This is a genomic window from Pseudomonas sp. R4-39-08 (assembly GCF_003852275.1).
Classification (GTDB): domain Bacteria; phylum Pseudomonadota; class Gammaproteobacteria; order Pseudomonadales; family Pseudomonadaceae; genus Aquipseudomonas.
The window spans coordinates 1-19,986 of sequence record NZ_CP027733.1 but is presented as its reverse complement, the minus strand read 5'-3'; the positions used below and the strand labels follow the sequence as shown (position 1 = coordinate 19,986).

Here is a 19,986-nt window from a genome sequence, read left to right as displayed (position 1 = left end):
CCTTCTTCCAAAGGCTTGCTGCGGCAAGCCTTTTTCTTTTGTGACTGTTTTTAACCGAGAACTCCGATGACCGAGCCACTGCGCATTGTTTTTGCCGGTACCCCCGAATTTGCCGCCGAACACCTCAAGGCGCTGCTTGCCAGCCCTTATGAAATCGTCGCGGTGTACACCCAGCCGGATCGCCCGGCCGGGCGCGGGCAAAAACTGATGCCCAGCCCGGTCAAGCAACTGGCGCTGGAGCACAGTATTACCGTGCTGCAGCCACCGACCCTGCGCAACGCCGGCGCCCAAGCTGAACTGGCCGCACTGAAGCCGGACCTGCTGGTGGTCGTCGCCTACGGTTTGATCCTGCCCCAGGCCGTACTCGATATCCCGCGCCTGGGCTGCATCAACAGCCACGCTTCGTTGCTGCCACGCTGGCGCGGCGCGGCGCCGATCCAGCGCGCGGTGCAAGCCGGCGACAGCGAAAGCGGCGTGACCGTCATGCGCATGGAAGCCGGCCTGGACACCGGCCCGATGCTGCTCAAAGTCACCACCCCGATTACCGCTGAAGACACCGGCGGCAGCCTGCACGACCGCCTGGCTGAAATGGGCCCGCCCGCCGTCATCCAGGCCATCGCCGGTCTCGCTGCCGGCACCCTGGAAGGCGAGGTGCAGGACGACAGCCTGGCGACGTACGCCCACAAACTGAACAAGGACGAAGCACGCATCGACTGGAGCCGCCCGGCCGTGGAGGTGGAGCGCTGTGTGCGGGCCTTCAACCCATGGCCGATCTGCCACAGCACCCTTAACGGCGAAGCGTTGAAGGTGTTGGCCGCGACCCTGGCCGACGGCAAAGGCGCACCCGGCGAGATTATCGATGCCAGCAAGGACGGCCTGTTGGTGGCTTGCGGTGAACAGGCGCTGTGCCTGACCCGTCTGCAATTGCCCGGTGGCAAGGCGCTTAATTTCAGCGATTTGTTCAACAGCCGTCGTGAGAAGTTTGCCCTGGGCACCGTTCTCGGCGTGGTCGCCCAATGAACCCGCGTCTGGCCGCCGCCAAGGCCCTCGCCGCCGTGCTCAACGGCAAAGCGTCGCTGAACAGTTCGTTACCCACGCAATTGGACAAGGTCGAAGACCGCGATCGCGGTTTCACCCAGGACTTGGCGTTCGGCACCGCCCGTTGGCAACCACGCTTGTCGGCGCTGGCAGCCAAGCTGCTGCAAAAGCCGTTCAAGGCGGCGGACGCCGACGTCGAGGCGCTGTTGCTGGTGGGTCTTTACCAATTGCTCTACACCCGCGTGCCGGCCCACGCCGCCATTGGTGAAACGGTTGGTTGCGCCGACAAGCTGAAAAAGCCCTGGGCCAAGGCCCTGCTCAATGCCGTGCTGCGCCGCGCCCAGCGCGAAAGCGAAGCGCTGCTGGCCGAGCTGGAACATGACCCGGTGGTGCGTACCGCGCATCCGCGCTGGCTGCAAAAATCCCTGAAGGCCTTCTGGCCCGAGCAATGGGAGGCCATCTGCGCAGCCAATAACGCGCACCCGCCGATGATCCTGCGGGTCAACCGGCGCCATCACCGCCGCGACGCCTATCTGCAATTGCTCAGCGAGGCCGGCATCAACGCCGCGCCATGCGTGTACAGCATCGACGGCATCGTGCTTGAGGCCGCCACCGACGTGCGCAGCCTGCCGGGCTTTGCCGAAGGCTGGATCAGCGTGCAGGACGAGGCCGCGCAATTGGCCGCCGACCTGCTCGACCTGGCGCCCGGCCAGCGCGTACTGGACGCCTGCTGCGCGCCTGGCGGTAAGACCTGTCACATCCTGGAAGTCGAAAAAGACCTGGGCGGTGTAGTTGCCGTCGACCTGGAAGCCAAACGCCTGGTGCGCGTACGCGAGAACCTCGCACGCCTGGGCCTCAGCGCCGAGTTGATCGCCGCCGACGGCCGCGACACCGCCACCTGGTGGGATGGCAAACCGTTCCAGCGCATCCTGCTGGATGCGCCGTGTTCGGCCACCGGCGTGATCCGTCGTCATCCGGACATCAAGCTGACCCGCCAGCCCGACGACATCGCCGCCCTGGCCGTGCTGCAAGGCGAACTGCTCGACGCGCTATGGCCGACCCTGGAAGTCGGCGGCATCCTGCTGTACGCCACCTGCTCCACCTTGCCCACCGAGAATACCGAGGTCATCCAAGCCTTCCTTGCCCGCACCAGCGGCGCGCGGGAACTGGACCTTGCGACCACGGCCGGCATCAAGCAACCGCACGGCCGGCAACTGCTCGCGCAGGAAGGCGGGCACGACGGCTTCTACTACGCCAAACTGATCAAGATCGCCGCCGCGCGCGGCTGAATGGGTTTAAGGGAGTGACCGGATGAAAATCATCATCCTTGGGGCAGGGCAGGTCGGTGGCACGCTGGCTGAACATTTGGCCAGCGAGGCCAACGACATCACCGTGGTCGACACCGATGCCGAGCGCCTGCGCAATCTGGGCGACCGCCTGGACATCCGCACGGTACAAGGCCGTGCGTCGTTCCCGACCGTGCTGCGTCAAGCCGGCGCCGACGATGCCGACATGCTCGTCGCGGTCACCAACAGCGACGAAACCAATATGGTCGCCTGCCAGGTCGCGCACACGCTGTTCCATACCCCGACCAAGATCGCCCGTGTCCGCGAGGCGGCCTACCTGACCCGCGCCGGCCTGTTCGACAACGACGCCATTCCGGTGGACGTGCTGATCAGCCCGGAACAGGTGGTCACTCACTACATCAAGCGCCTGATCGAAATTCCAGGTGCCTTGCAGGTGATCGACTTCGCCGGAGGCAAGGCGCAGCTGGTCGCGGTAAAGGCCTACTACGGCGGGCCGCTGGTGGGCCAGCAACTGCGCCAACTGCGCGAACACATGCCGAATGTGGAAACCCGCGTGGCGGCGATTTTCCGACGTGACCGGCCGATCCTGCCCCAGGGCGACACCGTTATCGAAGCTGATGACGAAGTGTTTTTCATCGCGGCCAAGGCCAATATTCGCGCAGTGATGAGCGAAATGCGCCGGCTCGACGAAACCTATAAACGCATCGTCATCGCAGGCGGCGGGCAGATCGGCGAGCGCCTGGCCGAGGCCATCGAAAGCCGCTATCAGGTGAAGATCATCGAGATGAGCCCGGCGCGCTGCCGGCATTTGTCCGACACCCTCGACAGCACCGTCGTACTGCAAGGCAGCGCCTCGGACCGCGACCTGCTGATGGAAGAAAACATCGCCGACGCCGATATCTTCCTGGCGCTGACCAACGATGACGAGGCCAACATCATGTCCTCGCTGCTGGCCAAGCGGCTGGGTGCGAAGAAGGTGATGACCATCATCAACAACCCGGCCTATGTCGACCTGATCCAGGGCGGCGATATCGACATCGCCATCAGCCCGCAATTGGCGACCATCGGCACGTTGCTCGCGCATGTGCGCCGTGGCGACATCGTCAGCGTGCACTCCCTGCGCCGTGGCGCGGCGGAGGCGATCGAGGCGATTGCCCATGGCGACTCGAAGTCGAGCAAGGTGATCGGCAGGGCGATCCGTGATATCGGCTTGCCACCGGGCACCACCATCGGCGCAATCATTCGCGATGAAGAAGTGATCATCGCCCACGACGATACGGTGATCGCCACCGGTGACCATGTGATCCTGTTCCTGGTGGACAAGAAACATATCCGCGATGTGGAGAAGCTGTTCCACGTGGGGTTGAGCTTTTTCTGATCAAGGAGTGAAGCGATGCTGGAGTCTCTGGAAAAGATGTTGGCCAAGGGTGTGGATAATTCGCTGCTGCGCTTTGGCTTGGGCAAGGGTTATCTGGACTTGAAGGACAATGCCAAGGCAGCCGAGCATCTAACCAAGTGCGTCGAGTTCGATCCGAAGTATTCGGCGGCCTGGAAGTTGTTGGGCAAGGCGCAGTTGGGGCAGGGTGATAACGCTGCCGCACGAGATGCGTGGGAAAGAGGCATACAGGCGGCCCAGGCCCATGGCGACAAACAGGCCGAAAAAGAGATGACGGTGTTCCTGAAGAAACTCGATCGCCAAGCCTGAACGCAGATCAAAATGTGGGAGGGGGCTTGCTCCCGATAGCAGTGTGTCAGCCAATGCATAGTTGACTGAACCACCGCGATCGGGAGCAAGCCCCCTCCCACATTGGTTTTGTGTTGTGTTTGAGTCAGCGGTGAATCAGTACCACCGCGCCTCGCCCGGCGGGCGTTTCTTGAAGCGCTTCATGCTCCACATGTACTGGCTCGGGTAGGCGCCGACATACCGTTCCACTACCTTGCTCATCGCCGCGCAGGACGTGGCGGTGTCGGTGCTGTACATGTCTTCCGGGGCCGCTTCCAGGATCACTTTGTAGCCTGAGCCGTCCGGCAGGCGCAGGGCGTGCAGGAACACGCCGACCGCCTTGTGGCCCGCGAGCATGTTCGGTACGAACTTGCTGGTCAGCGCCTGGGTCGCGAAGAACGGCACGAAGATCCCGGCGGATTCAGCCGGCTCCGGGTCGGCAGGGATCCCCACCTGGCCGCCTTTGCGCACTTCCTTGATCACGCTGAGAATGCCTTCCTTGGTGGACGCCGCCACGCGGTTGCCCAGTTGCACGCGTTGCTTGCGCAACAAGTCGTCAACAGCCTTGAGCTTGGGCGGGCGATAGAAAATGATCGGCTTGCACTGGCTACAATAAAAATGATTCAGCACTTCCCAGTTGCCCAGGTGGCTGGTGATCCCCACCACACCTTTACCCGACGCCAAGGCTTCATGCAGCACCTCCAGGCCTTCAACTTCGCGCACCAGGTCGATGGAACGCTGGGCCGGCCAGATCCAGGCGCAGGCGCTTTCGGTCAATGACTTGCCGATGTCCATCAGGCTGCGGCCCACCAGGCGCTCGCGCTCGGCCGGGTCCATGTCCGGGAAGCATTTGGACAGGTTGATCCGCACCGTGTCGCGGGAGCGGTTGGGGGTTTTCCACATGATCCAGCCGATGCCCGTGCCGACGGCCTGTACGGCGCGCCAGGGCAGCAGGGCAAACAACCGAAGAGCGCCTACCAGCAAGGCGCCTTTAAACTTTTCCACAGGTCACTCCTGATCGTGTGTGGTACGCAAAGCGCGCATTCTAACCGGCGTTGGCCAGGTCCGCGTAACGGTCGCAGTCCTGAGTGTGGTCCATGACCATGCCCGAGGCTTGCATGAACGCGTAGCAGATGGTCGGCCCGACAAAGGTGAAGCCGGCCTTTTTCAAGGCTTTGCTCATCGCTTGCGCCTCGGGGGTAATTGCCGGGACTTCGCTGCGATCCTTGAAGTGATTGACCTTGGGCACGCCGCCGACGAACGACCAGAGCAAACCCACAGGGTCTTCCAACGCCAGCCAGGCTGCGGCATTGCGGCGTGTGGCGTTGAGCTTCAGACGGTTGCGCACAATGCCAGGGTCTTGCATCAGCGCTTCGATTTCAGCGTCGGTCAGCTTGGCCAGGCGCTGCGCATCAAAGCCGAACAAGACCTTCCGGTAATGCTCGCGTTTGCGTAAAACCGTGATCCAGGACAGGCCCGCCTGGAACCCTTCGAGCAAAAGCAACTCGAACAAACCCTGCGCATCGCGCAGCGGCGTTCCCCACTCCTGATCGTGATAAGCCATGTACAGCGGATCTTCAGAACACCAAAAGCAGCGTGGCATAAGGCTCCAGGGAGTGGTGGCAGGGCCGAATCGGGTATACTCCCGCTCTTTAAATCGCAGCCCAAGTAACAGGTGAATTTCGTGAGCCAGCCTACGCCAGCCGTGCGTACCTTCCAAGACTTGATCCTCGCCCTCCAGCAATACTGGGCCGAGCAAGGTTGTGTGGTACTTCAGCCCTACGATATGGAAGTAGGCGCCGGCACTTTCCACACCGCTACATTCCTGCGGGCCATCGGCCCGGAAACCTGGAACGCCGCTTATGTGCAGCCCAGTCGTCGCCCGACTGACGGCCGCTACGGCGAGAACCCGAACCGTCTGCAGCATTACTACCAGTTCCAGGTGGTATTGAAGCCCAACCCGGACAACTTCCAGGAACTGTACCTGGGCTCGCTGAAACATGTCGGCCTGGACCCACTGGTCCACGACATCCGTTTCGTCGAAGACAACTGGGAATCGCCGACCCTTGGCGCCTGGGGCCTGGGCTGGGAAGTGTGGCTCAACGGCATGGAAGTGACGCAATTCACGTACTTCCAGCAAGCGGGCGGCATCGAGTGCTACCCGGTGACCGGCGAAATCACCTACGGCCTCGAGCGCCTGGCCATGTACCTGCAAGGCGTGGACTCGGTCTACGACCTGGTGTGGGCTAACGGCCCGTTCGGCAAGGTCACCTACGGCGACGTGTTCCACCAGAACGAAGTGGAGCAGTCCACTTACAACTTCGAACACGCCAATGTCGACAAGCTGTTCGAATTGTTCGACTTCTATGAAAGCGAAGCCAAGCGCCTGATCGAACTCGACCAGCCGCTGCCGTTGCCAAGCTATGAAATGGTGTTGAAGGCGTCCCATACCTTCAACCTGCTGGACGCGCGCCGTGCCATCTCGGTAACCGCGCGCCAGCAATACATCCTGCGTGTACGCACCCTGGCGCGTTCCGTCGCCCAAGCCTACCTGCTGGCTCGCGCCAAGCTGGGCTTCCCGATGGCAACCCCGGATTTGCGTGATGAAGTGTTGGCTAAGCTGGAGGCTGCACAATGAGTGCTCAAGATTTCCTGGTTGAACTGGGCACCGAAGAGCTGCCACCCAAGGCGTTGAACACCCTGGCCGATGCGTTCCTGGCCGGTATCGAAAAAGGCCTGCACAGCGCTGGCCTGAAGTTCGCCGCAAAGAAGGTCTACGCCGCGCCACGCCGCCTGGCGGTATTGCTCACCGCGCTGGAAACCCAGCAGCCGGACCGCAATATCAACCTGGATGGCCCGCCGCGTCAGGCCGCGTTCGACGCCGACGGCAACCCGACTCAGGCAGCACTGGGCTTTGCCAAGAAGTGCGGCGTCGAGCTGAGCGAAATTGACCAGAGCGGCCCGAAACTGCGTTTCAGCCAGGTCATCGCCGGCAAGCCAACGGCCAGCCTGTTGCCGACCATCGTCGAAGATTCCCTGAACGACCTGCCAATCCCCAAGCGCATGCGCTGGGGTGCTCGCAAGGAAGAGTTCGTACGCCCAACCCAATGGCTGGTGATGCTGCTCGGTGACCAGGTCATCGAGTGCACCATCCTCGCCCAGAAGGCCGGCCGCGATTCCCGTGGCCACCGCTTCCACCATCCGCAGAGCGTGCGCATCACCTCGCCGGCCAGCTACCTCGATGACCTGCGCGGCGCCTATGTGCTGGCCGATGCCAATGAGCGTCGCGAGCTGATCAGCAAGCGCACCGAAGAGCTGGCCCGCCTGCAGGAAGGCACCGCCATCGTGCCGCCAAGCCTGCTCGACGAAGTGACCGCCCTGGTTGAGTGGCCCGTGCCGCTGGTGTGCTCGTTCGAAGAGCGTTTCCTCGATGTGCCGCAGGAAGCGCTGATCACCACCATGCAGGACAACCAGAAGTACTTCTGCCTGCTGGATGTGGATGGCAAGTTGCTGCCGCGCTTTATCACCGTGGCCAACATCGAGAGCAAGGACCCACAGCAGATCATCGCCGGTAACGAGAAAGTCGTTCGCCCGCGCCTGACTGACGCCGAGTTCTTCTTCAAGCAAGACAAGAAGCAGAAGCTCGAAGACTTCAACCTGCGCCTGCAAAACGTGGTGTTCCAGGAAAAACTCGGCAGCGTCTACGACAAGGCCGTGCGCGTTTCCAAGCTGGCGGCCTACATTGCGCCGCGCATTGGCGGCGACGCTGCCTGGGCCGCGCGTGCCGGCCTGCTGTCCAAGTGCGACCTGGCCACCGAGATGGTCGGCGAATTCCCTGAGATGCAAGGCGTCGCCGGTTACTACTACGCCCTCAACGACGGCGAGCCGGACGACGTGGCCCTGGCGCTGAACGAGCAGTACATGCCGCGCGGTGCCGGCGCTGAATTGCCGACCACCCTGACCGGTGCGGCCGTGGCCATCGCCGACAAGCTGGACACCCTCGTCGGTATCTTCGGTATCGGCATGTTGCCTACCGGCAGCAAAGACCCGTATGCCCTGCGTCGTGCGGCCCTGGGCGTGCTGCGTATCCTGATCGACAAGAAGCTGGACCTCGACCTGACCCAGGCCGTGGTGTTTGCGGTCGGCCAGTTCGGTACCAAGGTCAAGCAAGCGGGCCTTGCCGAGCAAGTGCTGGAGTTCGTGTTCGACCGCCTGCGTGCGCGTTACGAAGACGAAGGCGTGGACGTTTCCGTCTACCTGTCGGTACGTGCCCTGCAACCGGGTTCGGCGCTGGACTTCGACCAGCGCGTACAAGCCGTACAGGCGTTCCGCAAGCTGCCGGAAGCCGATGCCCTGGCCGCCGTGAACAAACGTGTATCGAACCTGCTGAGCAAAGCCGACAACCTCGGCACTGCCGAAGTCGACCCAGGTCTGTTTGCCGACGCCAAGGAGTTCTCGCTGAACTCGGCGATCGCCAAGGCCGAAAACGCCGTGAAGCCGCTGATCGCCGAGCGTAACTACGCCGAAGCGTTGGCGCGGTTGGCTTCGCTGCGTGAGCCGGTGGATGCCTTCTTCGAAGCGGTGATGATCAACGCCGAAGATGCCGGCGTGCGGAAAAACCGCTACGCCATGCTGGCGCGTCTGCGTGGGTTGTTCATCAACATCGCTGACATTTCCGTACTGGGCTGATCATGTTGAAACTGCTGATTCTCGATCGGGACGGGGTGATCAATTACGACTCCGACGCTTACATCAAGTCGGTGGCGGAATGGATTCCACTGCCCGGTTCGATCGAGGCCATCGCGCAGTTGAGCAAAGCCGGCTGGACGGTGGCCATTGCCACTAACCAGTCCGGCATCGCCCGCGGTTATTACGACATCGCCATCCTGGACGCCATGCATGCGCGCTTGCGCACATTGGTGGCGGAGCAGGGCGGTGAGGTGGGGCTGGTGGTGTACTGCCCCCACGGGCCGGATGAGGGCTGCGCTTGCCGCAAGCCCAAGCCTGGCATGTTGAAAACCATTGCAGAACATTACAAGGTGCCCTTGGCTGGGATATGGTTCGTCGGGGACAGTCTCGGTGACCTGGAGGCGGCCAAAGCCGTCGACTCTCAGCCAGTTTTGGTAAAGACCGGGAAAGGCGAAAAGACCCAGGCGAAAAACCTGCCGGTAGGCACTTTGATTTTTGACGATCTGGCGGCGGTTGCCGCAGAACTTATCAACAACTAGCCGCCCTCGACTTCCTGACCAAGGATTGTTCGGGAGTGCGCTTTTAACAGGCGGGCCGTGTCCCGCAACGGTAAATGCCGCCATGTCGATCTTGCAGGCCATCAGAACCTTTTTCTTTTACCTGCTGCTGGGCACCAGTTCGTTTCTCTGGTGCACCCTGAGCTTTTTTATTGCACCGTTCCTGCCGTTCAAGGCGCGCTATCGCTTCATCAATGTGTATTGGTGCCGCTGCGCGTTGTGGCTGTCCAAGGTATTCCTGAATATCCGTTTCGAGGTCAAGGGCGCCGAAAACGTCCCGGACCAGCCCTGTGTGATTCTGTCTAACCATCAGAGCACCTGGGAAACGTTCTTTCTCTCGGCGTACTTCTCGCCCTTGAGCCAAGTGCTCAAGCGTGAGCTGCTGTACGTGCCGTTCTTTGGTTGGGCCATGGCAATGCTGCGCCCGATTGCGATCGACCGTGACAATCCCAAGGCGGCGCTCAAGCATGTCGCCAAGAAGGGCGACGAGCTGCTCAAGGATGGCGTTTGGGTGCTGATCTTCCCGGAAGGTACGCGTGTGCCTTATGGCACTGTCGGCAAATTCTCCCGAGGTGGCACTGCGCTGGCGGTCAACGCCAATCTGCCGGTGTTGCCGATTGCCCATAACGCCGGCAAGTTCTGGCCCAAGACCGGCTGGGCCAAACGCCCAGGCACCATTACCGTGGTGATCGGCGAGCCCATGTACGCAGAGGGCGAAGGCCCGCGTGCCATTGCTGCATTGAATGACCGCGCCGCTGCCTGGAATGAAGCGCAGCAGCGGGCCATGGGTTCGTTGCCGCCGGAGCCCGTAGTGGTAGAGACGCCGGAGATTTGAGCATCTGTGGATAAGCTGTGTACGGTTTGTTGGAAAATGTGCATTTTTGCTCAGTAACCTGCTGATCTACAGGCATATTTCTGAAGCGCATAAAATCTCAGAAAACGTGCATAAGTTTTTTCTTCATAAAAAAACCGGTCTTTGTGACCGGTTTTTTATGCACAGCAGAAAAGATCGTTTTCAGTCCTCCAACGGTGGCAGTTGCAGGATGAACGTCGAACCCATGCCCAGCTCGCTTTCACAGCTGACATGCCCACCGTGGCGTTCTACGACGGCCTTCACCATGGTCAGGCCCAACCCTAGGCCGTCACTGCCTTGGGCCGAATTGAAGCGCCGGTATTGGTTGAACAGCTCTGGCAAATCTTCTGGCGCAATTCCGGGCCCCTGATCGCTGATGCGGCATTCCAACCAACCCCCCACACAGCCATGACTCAATCGGACGGTGGTGCCGGATGGCGAATACTTGATCGCGTTTTCCAGCACATTGAATAGCGCACGGGTGAGCAGCGATTGATCGGCGAGCACCATGCCTTCGTCTGCTTCATCCAGATCGTGAACCAGATGAATGCCCTTGAGTTGGGCAACGATCGCCACCTGATCGAAAGCATCCATTACCAGCATGGCGAACAACGTAGGTTGGAATTGATAGCCGTCAGCCTCGGCTTTCGCCAATTGCACGAAGGACTCGGTGAGGCTCAGCGCCCGTCGGACCTGTTGTTCGATCTGGCCAAAAATGGGCGATTCACTGTCGTGTACATCCAACAGCGCGAGGATTGCCGAATGCGGTGCGCGCAAGTCATGGGACAGAAAGCGCAGCATGGTCTCGCGATGCTGTTGGGCTTCGCGTTCCTTGCTTAAATCCGTGAGGCTCAGCAGCCAGCCAAGGGCGATATCGCCCTCGGCTGGAAGCAAGGGCGCAAGCTCCATGCGCAAACTGCGTTGGTGGATATCACGAAACTCGACCAGCTCCAGTGCAGACAGGGCAGGGCGCACGCCGTTATGCAGCGGTGGGTAACCCAGGTCGGCGAGCTGTTCGAGGAGCTTTTCGCGTACCAGGTCGTTGCCGAATACGTCACGGGCAACGCGATTGGCCAACAGGATGCTCCCCTGGGGATCGGTGATCAGTGTTGCGACCGGCAGGCATTCCAGTCCATCCGCCATAAAGCGCTGTGTATCCCGGGTGCGACTGACCGCCTGCTCGAGGGCGAAGATGCGCCCCTGAAGCACATCGCCCTTGCTGGCCGGTGCACGACGCCGCTCTGGCAATACTTTCGGTTCGTTATCCAGGCGCGCCAGTTCCCAACCGAAGTAGGCGAGGATTACGCTCAGGCGCCGCCAGTTCCAGATCAGATAGCTGAGCAACAACCCAATCAGGCAGGCCGAAGGCGACCACCAATGGCCCAGGCTCAGTAACGCCCACGACATCAGTACCGACGCGGCCATGCAGCCCAGGGTCATCCATAGCGCATAACGCGGGCGATACAGCAGCAGGCCCAGCAACAATGCCACCACGGACGTAGCCATCAAGGCCGCCAGCCAACCCGGCAGATCGACAATGCTGCGCCCCTGCAGTAAACCGTTGAGCACATTGGCCTGGATCTCCACGCCCGCGGTCGAGCCGGTCGCGGAGAGCGGGGTAACGAAACTTTCGCCCATTCCATAGGCCGTGGCGCCGACCAGAACCAGTCGACCGCGCAGCGCGTCTGGAGCCACCTCGCCACGCAGTACGCTGACGTAGGAAACACTTGGAAAGCGCTCCTGGGCAGAGGTAAACGGAACGCGAATCTCATGCTCCTGGTGCCATTGCTGACTGCGGGGCTCAAGCGGCATGCCGGGCATCGTCGATGTTTGCCCGTTCAACGTGTATGCCAGCCAGGCCAGCTGTGGCAGCGTGCTTCCCGGTGGACCTTCGCGTAGATACAGGCTGCGCACGACACCGTCATTATCCGATTCGACGTTGATGTGGCCGATGCCCCTGGCGCACTTGAGCAAGGGCGACAATGGCTCCCCGGTCTGCCTGGACCGTGCCCGGCTATCCGTCACAATCGGCAGCAATACATTGCCTGCATTGCACACGGCATCGGCCAATCGTTGATCACCCGCGCCTTCGCCCGGCTCACTGAAGATCACATCGAATAAGATCCCTGCCGGCTGGGCAGCACTGAGCCGTTCGATCAAGTCTGCATGCACACTGCGCGGCCAGGGCCATGGGCCAAGTTCTTCCAGGCTAGGCGCGTCAATGGTCACCAATACGATGCGTGGGTCCACAGACAACGGTGCCAACTGGCGCAGGCTGTCATAGAGCGGGTTATTGAGCGCCAGGCCCGGACTCAGGGATAGGTACGCGGTGAAGGGCAACAGTACCAGGCCAATCAGCAACCATTCGCGCACCAGTCCATGGAACAGCAGCTGCGCCCGGGTGGGTTGGCGTTTTTCAGCTTTACTCCATAGCTTCACAGGGCCACCGCTACAGGCCCGCCATAACATCGATGATCGTCATATGAACCTGTCATAAGCCCGGTCTCCCTCCAGGTGGTTACGATGGGACGCATTAGAGGTACTGAAACCAGTGAAGCTTATTTCGGTCTTACTGGAGGACCCGGTAGTCACCATAGCGTATATCGATCCTTTTCCTCATGGCCAGGAGCCGGTATCTTCCCCTTGAGGGCCTAGGATTTTCGCTGGTTACGGTCCTTTGATATCAGCGTACCCAGAGTTTCGGAGTTCGTTGTATCCGCCCATAATTGTTCAGATTCATCGGCGGGTCTGTGTATGTGCACAAGGCGCCCCTGATTAAGCTGCCGTATTTTTGCAGGAAGGATCCACTCATGCGTGTCGCAATACTGGATGACGAGCCCGCCGAGTTGAGACGGGTAGAACAGACACTGCGACAGATTCCCAGCACTTCGGAACAGCCCTGGTCCGTGCATTGTTTTGAGCGCGGCGAGGACCTGCTGCGCCAACTGCGCCGTGAAACCTTCGACCTGTTGATACTCGACTGGCAACTGCCGGATATCAGCGGCATTGCGTTGTTGCGCTGGACCCGCGAGCACATGGAGTCACCACCGGCCGTGATCATGCTCACCAGCCGCGATGCGGAGAGCGATATCGTCACGGCGCTCAACAGTGGAGCGGACGACTACGTCAGCAAACCCTTTCGTCCTAATGAACTCAAGGCTCGCGTCAGCGCCGTCCTGCGTCGACATGGGCTGCAAAAGTCCGCCAGCAATGAACTCCAAAGCTTCAATGACCTGACGTTCGATGATGCCGAGTTGACGGTGACACGCGCCGGCACACCGATCAATCTCACCGAACGGGAGTACCGCTTGGCCAGCTGCCTGTTTGCCAACCTGGCGCGGCCACTGTCTCGCGAATACCTGTATGAGCGATTTTGGACCCATGAGGAAATGGTATCGTCTCGCCCCCTGGATACGCATATCTACCGCTTGCGCAACAAGCTCGGATTAACGGCGGATCGAGGATGGCAGCTGCTGACAATCTACGGGTACGGCTATCGGTTGGAGAGTGTGGCGGCGCCCGCCGAGGGATGATGTTCCACGTGGAGCATTTCACTAATGCTTAACAAAAACCCATAAAAAAGGCCAACGCTAGCGTTGGCCTTTTTGTTATTGCCGGTACCTGATCAGAAATCCAGGTTAGACACCGCCAAGGCATTGCTCTCGATGAAGTCACGACGAGGCTCGACCGCATCACCCATCAGGGTGTTGAAGATCTGGTCTGCGCCAATGGCGTCTTCGATGGTCACTCGCAGCATGCGACGCTGAGCCGGGTCCATGGTGGTTTCCCACAGCTGATCCGGGTTCATTTCGCCCAGACCTTTGTACCGTTGGATGGTGTGACGCTTGGTACTTTCGGTCATCAACCAGTCCAGGGCTTCCTTGAACTCCTTGACCTGCTTCTTGCGTTCGCCACGCTGAATATAAGCGCCGTCGTCCAGCAGCGTGCTCAATTGCGCGCCGAGAGTGACCACCGTCTTATAGTCGTTGCTACCGAAGAAGTCGCGGTTGAAGGTGACGTAGTTCGACAGGCCGTGCGAGATCAGTTCAACCTCTGGCAGCCATACGTTGCGTTCACGGTCTTCGCGCAGGCTGGCTTTGTACACCAGGCCAGACTTCTCTACCGTTCGCAGACGCACTTCGTACTGGGCCAGCCAATCCTGCATGGCAGCATGGTCGCCCAGCTGCTCCAGGCTCACGGCCGGCAAGTAGATGAAGTGCTCGGTCAGCTCCTGCGGGTACAGGCGCGACAGGCGCTTGAGCGTCTTCATCACCATACGGAAGTCGTTGACCAGGCGCTCCAGCGCCTCTCCGGAGATTCCTGGGGCTTCGTCGTTCAAGTGCAGGCTGGCATCTTCCAGGGCCGACTGCGTCATGTACTCTTCCATGGCGTCGTCGTCTTTGATGTATTGCTCTTGCTTGCCCTTTTTCACTTTGTACAACGGCGGCTGGGCGATGTAGATGTAGCCGCGCTCGATCAATTCAGGCAACTGGCGGAAGAAGAAGGTCAGCAGCAGGGTACGAATGTGCGAACCGTCGACGTCAGCATCGGTCATGATGATGATGTTGTGATAACGCAGCTTGTCGATGTTGTATTCATCACGGCCAATACCGCAGCCCAATGCGGTGATCAAGGTGCCGACTTCCTGGGAAGAAATCATCTTGTCGAAGCGTGCTTTCTCAACGTTGAGGATCTTACCCTTCAACGGCAGGATAGCCTGGGTACGGCGGTTGCGACCCTGCTTGGCGGAACCGCCAGCAGAGTCACCTTCCACCAGGTACAACTCGGAGAGGGCAGGGTCCTTCTCCTGGCAGTCGGCCAATTTGCCTGGCAGGCCAGCGATGTCCAGTGCGCCTTTACGACGTGTCATCTCACGGGCTTTACGCGCCGCTTCACGCGCACGCGCGGCATCGATCATCTTACCGACGACCAGCTTGGCTTCGTTCGGGTTCTCCAGCAGGAAGTCGGAGAAGTACTTGCCCATCTCCTGTTCCACCGCGGTCTTCACTTCGGAAGACACCAGCTTGTCTTTGGTTTGGGAACTGAACTTGGGGTCCGGAACCTTGACCGAAATAATCGCGGTCAAACCTTCACGGGCATCATCACCGGTGGTGGCGACTTTGTGCTTCTTCGCCAACCCTTCCGCTTCGATGTAGGTGTTCAGGTTGCGCGTCAGCGCGGAACGGAAACCCACCAGGTGAGTACCGCCATCGCGCTGGGGAATGTTGTTGGTGAAGCACAACAGGTTCTCGTTGAAGCTGTCGTTCCACTGCAGGGCGATTTCCACGCCGATGCCGTCTTCACGCTGAATGTTGAAGTGGAACACCTGATTGACCGCAGTCTTGTTGGTGTTCAGGTATTCAACGAACGCACGCAGGCCGCCTTCGTACTTGAACAGCTCTTCCTTGGCGCTGCGCTCGTCCTTGAGGACGATGCCAACACCGGAGTTGAGGAATGACAGTTCGCGAATCCGCTTGGCCAGGATGTCCCAGCTGAAGTGGATGTTCTTGAAAGTTTCAGCCGAAGGCTTGAAGTGAATCTGGGTGCCCGTGGTTTCACTGTCACCGACGATTTTCATCGGTTCCTGTGGAACACCGTGGACGTAAGTCTGTTCCCAGATTTTGCCGCTGCGGCGTACGGTGAGAACGAGCTCTTCGGACAGCGCGTTCACTACCGAGACACCTACGCCGTGCAAGCCGCCAGACACTTTATAGGAGTTGTCGTCGAACTTACCGCCGGCGTGGAGCACGGTCATGATGACCTCTGCCGCCGAGACGCCTTCTTCTTTGTGCACGTCTACCGGAATACCGCGACCATTGTCGCGTACGGTAATGGATTCATCCGGGTGGATGATGATGCTGATGTCGTCGCAGTGACCGGCCAGAGCTTCGTCGATGGAGTTATCGACCACCTCGAACACCATGTGGTGCAGACCGCTACCATCATCGGTGTCGCCAATGTACATACCGGGACGTTTGCGTACGGCATCCAAACCTTTCAGCACTTTAATGCTGGTCGAGTCGTACGTGTGTTCTTCGCTCATGCCTTCACTCCCGATGGTCGTGGGTCTGGGTGATACGGCCTTGTTCCACGTGGAACAAAGCGACTGGCGTTTCCGTCTGCCAGCCTTCCCTCAATAATTCGTGGTCTACACAGGTGATAAACACTTGGCAGCGTAAGTCTTCCAATAAGCGGCATAGCGCGCGGCGGTGTTGCTCGTCGAGTTCGGACGGCAAGTCATCCACAAGATAAATACATTGGCCGCGTCGGGACTGGCTGACCAGATGCCCTTGCGCAATACGCAATGCACACACCACCAACTTCTGCTGGCCGCGGGACAGGATATCCGCAGCATTGTGAGCGCCTAATCTAAGGCGCAAATCAGCGCGTTGGGGTCCGGCCTGGGTGTGGCCAATTTGCTGATCACGCTGCAGGGACGTCGCAAGCACTGCACTCAGCTCACGTTCTTTGTCCCAACCTCGGTAATAACTCAGCGTCAGCCCCTCGAGGTCCAACAACTCGCTCAAGGTCTGCTCAAAGACTGGTTTCAAGGCTTTGATATAGGCACGGCGGTATTCATCTATTTCGTCGCTGGCCAGGCACAGTTCCCGGTCCCACGCCGCTTGTGAAGCGGCGTCAAGTGTACCATGCCGCAGCCACGAGTTCCGCTGCCGCAGGGCCTTCTGCAGGCGCTGCCAAGTGGCCATGAAACGCGGTTCCACGTGGAACACTCCCCAATCGAGGAATTGTCTGCGGATCTTCGGTGCGCCTTCCAACAGGCGGAAGCTGTCGGGGTTGATCAACTGCAACGGCAGGATTTCTGCCAATTGCGCAGCACTGCGCGCATTCTGCCCATCGATGCGAATCTGAAACTCTCCGCCGCGATCGCGGGATATCCCCAGGGCGCTGTGTCCACCCTCGGCCAATTCAACTTGGCCAAATACCGTGCACGCTAGCTGTTCGTATTGAATCACTGGTAACAGGCGGGCGCTGCGGAAGGAACGGGCGAGGCCCAGCAGGTGGATGGCTTCCAGCACGCTGGTTTTGCCACTGCCATTGGCGCCATGGAGAATATTGATGCGAGGGGAAGGGGAGAAGGTCACCGGGTGCAGATTGCGCACCGCGGTGACCGAGACGCGACTGAGGGACATCTAGCTTCTGCTGAGAATGATTACAGGCGCATCGGCATAACAACGTAAGCCGAGTCGTCGTTATCGGATTCTTGTACCAGCGCGCTGCTATTGGAATCCGACAGAATCAGGCGAACCTGTTCGGTGGTCATCACACCCAGCACGTCCAGCAGGTAGCTCACGTTGAAGCCGATTTCCAGCGAACCACCGCTGTAGTCAACGCCTACTTCTTCTTCGGCTTCTTCCTGCTCCGGGTTATTGGCCTGGATCTTCAACTGACCGTTGGCCAATTGCAGGCGAATACCCCGGTACTTCTCGTTCGAGAGAATGGCCGTACGGCTGAATGCCTCACGCAGGGCCTGGCGATCGCCGAGCACCAGCTTGTCACCGCCTTTAGGCAGTACGCGCTCGTAATCCGGGAATTTGCCGTCAACCAGCTTGGAGGTGAAGGTGAATTCGCCGGTGGTCGCGCGGATGTGGTGTTGCCCCAGGACGATGCTGACGTTGCCATCCGGCTCGGTGAGCAAGCGCGCCAACTCGAGGATGCCTTTACGCGGCACGATGACCTGGTGACGATCCGGTTGGCCGATATCGGCGCGCATCGAACACATCGCCAAGCGGTGGCCGTCAGTTGCCACAGCACGGATGATGCCTTCGGACACTTCCAGCAGCATGCCGTTAAGGTAGTAACGCACGTCCTGCTGGGCCATGGCGAAGCTGGTGCGCTCGATCAAGCGACGCAGCTTGCTTTGCTCCAGGCTGCAAGTCAGCGAACCCGGGCCTTCTTCAACCGTCGGGAAGTCATTGGCCGGCAAGGTCGACAGGGTGAAACGACTGCGACCCGCCTTGACCACCAACTTCTGCTCGTCGAGCTTGATGTCGATCAGCGCGTCGTTCGGCAGGCTCTTGCAGATATCCATCAGCTTGCGCGCCGGCACGGTGATTTCGCCGGGTTCGGCGGGCTCTTCGAGCTGCACGCGGCCAACCAGTTCGACTTCCAGGTCGGTACCGGTCAAGGACAGCTGCTGGCCTTCGACCACCAGCAGTACGTTGGACAGCACCGGCAAGGTCTGTCGGCGCTCGACGACGCCTGCGACCAGTTGCAGGGGTTTCAACAGGGCTTCGCGTTGAATGGTGAAATGCATGGTCTAGTCCCTTGCCTTAATAAGCTGCGCTGGTGTCATCACGTAGTCAGTGTACGCAACAGGTTCTTGTAGTCCTCGCGAATATCCGCGTCGGATTCCTTAAGTTCGTTGATCTTGCGGCACGCGTGCAAAACCGTGGTGTGGTCGCGACCGCCAAACACATCGCCGATTTCCGGCAGACTGTGGTTGGTCAGCTCCTTGGAGAGGGCCATGGCCACCTGGCGCGGACGCGCTACCGAACGCGAACGGCGCTTGGATAGCAGGTCGGAAATCTTGATCTTGTAGTACTCGGCAACGGTACGCTGGATGTTATCCACACTCACCAGTTTGTCCTGCAGTGCCAGCAAGTCTTTCAGGGATTCGCGAATCAGCTCGATGGTGATGTCACGGCCCATGAAGTGCGAGTGCGCGATAACCCGCTTGAGCGCGCCTTCCAGCTCACGCACGTTGGAACGAATACGCTGGGCGATAAAGAACGCGGCATCGTGGGGCAGATCAACTTTGGCCTGGTCGGCCTTTTTCATCAGGATCGCGACGCGGGTTTCCAGCTCTGGTGGCTCTACAGCAACGGTCAACCCCCAGCCGAATCGCGATTTCAAGCGCTCTTCCAGGCCTTCGATCTCTTTGGGGTAACGGTCACTGGTGAGGATGACCTGCTGTCCGCCTTCGAGCAGCGCGTTGAACGTGTGGAAAAACTCTTCTTGGGAACGTTCCTTGCGCGCGAAGAATTGAATGTCATCGATCAGCAACGCATCAACGGAGCGATAGAAACGCTTGAACTCGTTGATGGCATTGAGCTGTAGCGCCTTGACCATGTCAGCCACGAAGCGCTCCGAGTGCAGGTAGACCACCTTGGCATTCGGGTTCTTCTTTAACAGGTGGTTACCCACAGCGTGCATCAAGTGCGTTTTACCCAAGCCAACCCCGCCATAAAGGAAGAGCGGGTTGTAACCGTGCTTGGGGTTGTCGGCCACTTGCCAGGCGGCCGCACGGGCCAGCTGGTTGGATTTACCTTCGACAAAATTCTCGAAGGTAAAGGTGCGGTTCAGATAGCTGGTGTGCTTGAGCGCGCCTTCAACCTGCACAGTGCGCTGCTCGGCACGCACGGGAGCTTGCTGGGAGCTGGCACCTGCCATGGGGTCGAAGCTGTCACGGGACGGCTCTTCGTTCTCCAATGCATTTTTATGCGCGGAAGACTTGGAAGGCGTCGGCGCAGGGGCAGCGGCAACCGGTGCAGCCTGGGACTGGGAAGCAGCCGCGGCCAATGGCGCATTCGGAGCAGCGCGAGGTGCGGAGCTGCGTTTGCTGCCTATTAATAAGGAGAGCACGGGCGCGATGCCGTTGCCATGTTCGTCGAGCAATTCGAGAACGCGGCTCAGGTACTTCTCGTTGACCCAGTCGAGAACAAAACGATTGGGCGCGTAGACACGCAACTCGTCGCCTTCGGCTTCGACCTGTAGCGGACGGATCCAGGTGTTGAATTGCTGGGCAGGCAGCTCATCGCGCAAAAGCTCCACGCATTGCTGCCAAAGTTCCACTGACAC

The 19,986-nt window shown here is 59.9% G+C and carries 16 protein-coding genes; 9 read left to right on the top strand and 7 right to left on the bottom strand.

Annotated features, from left to right (window positions below; all coding sequences use genetic code 11):
- Nucleotides 1–66 precede the first annotated feature (66 nt).
- Genes fmt through C4J88_RS00065 form a run of 4 tightly spaced genes read left to right on the top strand, consistent with a single transcriptional unit; the run spans nucleotide 67 to nucleotide 4,050 of the window.
- Nucleotides 67–1,020, top strand: a complete 954-nt coding sequence (gene fmt / locus C4J88_RS00080; RefSeq protein WP_124405887.1) for a methionyl-tRNA formyltransferase — start codon at nucleotides 67–69, stop codon at nucleotides 1,018–1,020.
- Nucleotides 1,017–2,327, top strand: a complete 1,311-nt coding sequence (gene rsmB, locus C4J88_RS00075) for a 16S rRNA (cytosine(967)-C(5))-methyltransferase RsmB (protein WP_124405886.1) — start codon at nucleotides 1,017–1,019, stop codon at nucleotides 2,325–2,327. Before fmt ends, rsmB begins: the two co-directional genes overlap by 4 nt.
- Nucleotides 2,328–2,349: 22 nt before the next feature.
- On the top strand, nucleotides 2,350–3,723 hold the full coding sequence (trkA, locus tag C4J88_RS00070; protein WP_124360585.1) for a Trk system potassium transporter TrkA: 1,374 nt from the start codon (nucleotides 2,350–2,352) through the stop codon (nucleotides 3,721–3,723).
- A 15-nt stretch (nucleotides 3,724–3,738) separates the two neighbouring features.
- Nucleotides 3,739–4,050 carry a tetratricopeptide repeat protein gene (locus C4J88_RS00065; protein ID WP_124369041.1) on the top strand — a complete coding sequence of 104 codons (312 nt, stop codon included), beginning with the start codon at nucleotides 3,739–3,741 and terminating at the stop codon, nucleotides 4,048–4,050.
- A gap of 135 nt (nucleotides 4,051–4,185) precedes the next feature.
- On the opposite strand, the gene C4J88_RS00060 is transcribed toward C4J88_RS00065, so the two are convergent.
- Both C4J88_RS00060 and C4J88_RS00055 read right to left on the bottom strand, forming a co-directional pair.
- Nucleotides 4,186–5,073, bottom strand: a complete 888-nt coding sequence (locus tag C4J88_RS00060; protein WP_124360583.1) for a lysophospholipid acyltransferase — start codon at nucleotides 5,071–5,073, stop codon at nucleotides 4,186–4,188.
- 40 nt (nucleotides 5,074–5,113) lie between these two features.
- Nucleotides 5,114–5,671 (bottom strand): DNA-3-methyladenine glycosylase I, encoded by a 558-nt coding sequence (locus C4J88_RS00055; protein WP_124402558.1) that lies wholly within the window; start codon nucleotides 5,669–5,671, stop codon nucleotides 5,114–5,116.
- 81 nt (nucleotides 5,672–5,752) lie between these two features.
- Between C4J88_RS00055 and glyQ the strand changes: the two genes are divergently transcribed.
- From glyQ to C4J88_RS00035, 4 genes are all read left to right on the top strand, one after another.
- Nucleotides 5,753–6,706: a glycine--tRNA ligase subunit alpha gene (gene glyQ, locus C4J88_RS00050; RefSeq protein ID WP_124405885.1), complete on the top strand. Its 954-nt coding sequence runs from the start codon at nucleotides 5,753–5,755 to the stop codon at nucleotides 6,704–6,706.
- Complete coding sequence (gene glyS, locus C4J88_RS00045) at nucleotides 6,703–8,757, top strand: glycine--tRNA ligase subunit beta (protein WP_124365239.1); 2,055 nt, start codon at nucleotides 6,703–6,705, stop codon at nucleotides 8,755–8,757. The genes glyQ and glyS overlap by 4 nt, the downstream gene beginning before the upstream one ends.
- A complete protein-coding gene (gmhB, locus tag C4J88_RS00040) occupies nucleotides 8,757–9,296 on the top strand; it encodes a D-glycero-beta-D-manno-heptose 1,7-bisphosphate 7-phosphatase (protein ID WP_177412804.1) in 540 nt (179 codons plus the stop codon). The genes glyS and gmhB overlap by 1 nt, the downstream gene beginning before the upstream one ends.
- Before the next feature lie 82 nt (nucleotides 9,297–9,378).
- Nucleotides 9,379–10,149 (top strand): 1-acyl-sn-glycerol-3-phosphate acyltransferase, encoded by a 771-nt coding sequence (locus C4J88_RS00035; RefSeq protein ID WP_124365238.1) that lies wholly within the window; start codon nucleotides 9,379–9,381, stop codon nucleotides 10,147–10,149.
- A gap of 180 nt (nucleotides 10,150–10,329) precedes the next feature.
- On the opposite strand, the gene C4J88_RS00030 is transcribed toward C4J88_RS00035, so the two are convergent.
- Nucleotides 10,330–12,606 carry a CHASE2 domain-containing protein gene (locus C4J88_RS00030; protein ID WP_124405884.1) on the bottom strand — a complete coding sequence of 759 codons (2,277 nt, stop codon included), beginning with the start codon at nucleotides 12,604–12,606 and terminating at the stop codon, nucleotides 10,330–10,332.
- Nucleotides 12,607–12,977: 371 nt separating this feature from the next.
- Here C4J88_RS00030 and C4J88_RS00025 point away from each other — a divergent pair, with 371 nt between their 5' ends.
- Nucleotides 12,978–13,700 (top strand): response regulator transcription factor, encoded by a 723-nt coding sequence (locus tag C4J88_RS00025; protein WP_124405883.1) that lies wholly within the window; start codon nucleotides 12,978–12,980, stop codon nucleotides 13,698–13,700.
- Between the two features lie 92 nt (nucleotides 13,701–13,792).
- On the opposite strand, the gene gyrB is transcribed toward C4J88_RS00025, so the two are convergent.
- The 4 genes from gyrB to dnaA are packed head-to-tail and all read right to left on the bottom strand — an operon-like array spanning nucleotide 13,793 to nucleotide 19,986.
- Nucleotides 13,793–16,210: a DNA topoisomerase (ATP-hydrolyzing) subunit B gene (gene gyrB / locus C4J88_RS00020; protein ID WP_124360577.1), complete on the bottom strand. Its 2,418-nt coding sequence runs from the start codon at nucleotides 16,208–16,210 to the stop codon at nucleotides 13,793–13,795.
- Between the two features lie 4 nt (nucleotides 16,211–16,214).
- On the bottom strand, nucleotides 16,215–17,318 hold the full coding sequence (gene recF, locus C4J88_RS00015) for a DNA replication/repair protein RecF (protein ID WP_124360576.1): 1,104 nt from the start codon (nucleotides 17,316–17,318) through the stop codon (nucleotides 16,215–16,217).
- Nucleotides 17,319–17,338: 20 nt separating this feature from the next.
- Complete coding sequence (dnaN, locus tag C4J88_RS00010) at nucleotides 17,339–18,442, bottom strand: DNA polymerase III subunit beta (protein ID WP_124405882.1); 1,104 nt, start codon at nucleotides 18,440–18,442, stop codon at nucleotides 17,339–17,341.
- Between the two features lie 38 nt (nucleotides 18,443–18,480).
- Nucleotides 18,481–19,986, bottom strand: coding sequence for a chromosomal replication initiator protein DnaA (gene dnaA, locus C4J88_RS00005; RefSeq protein ID WP_124360574.1), 1,506 nt, complete (start codon nucleotides 19,984–19,986; stop codon nucleotides 18,481–18,483).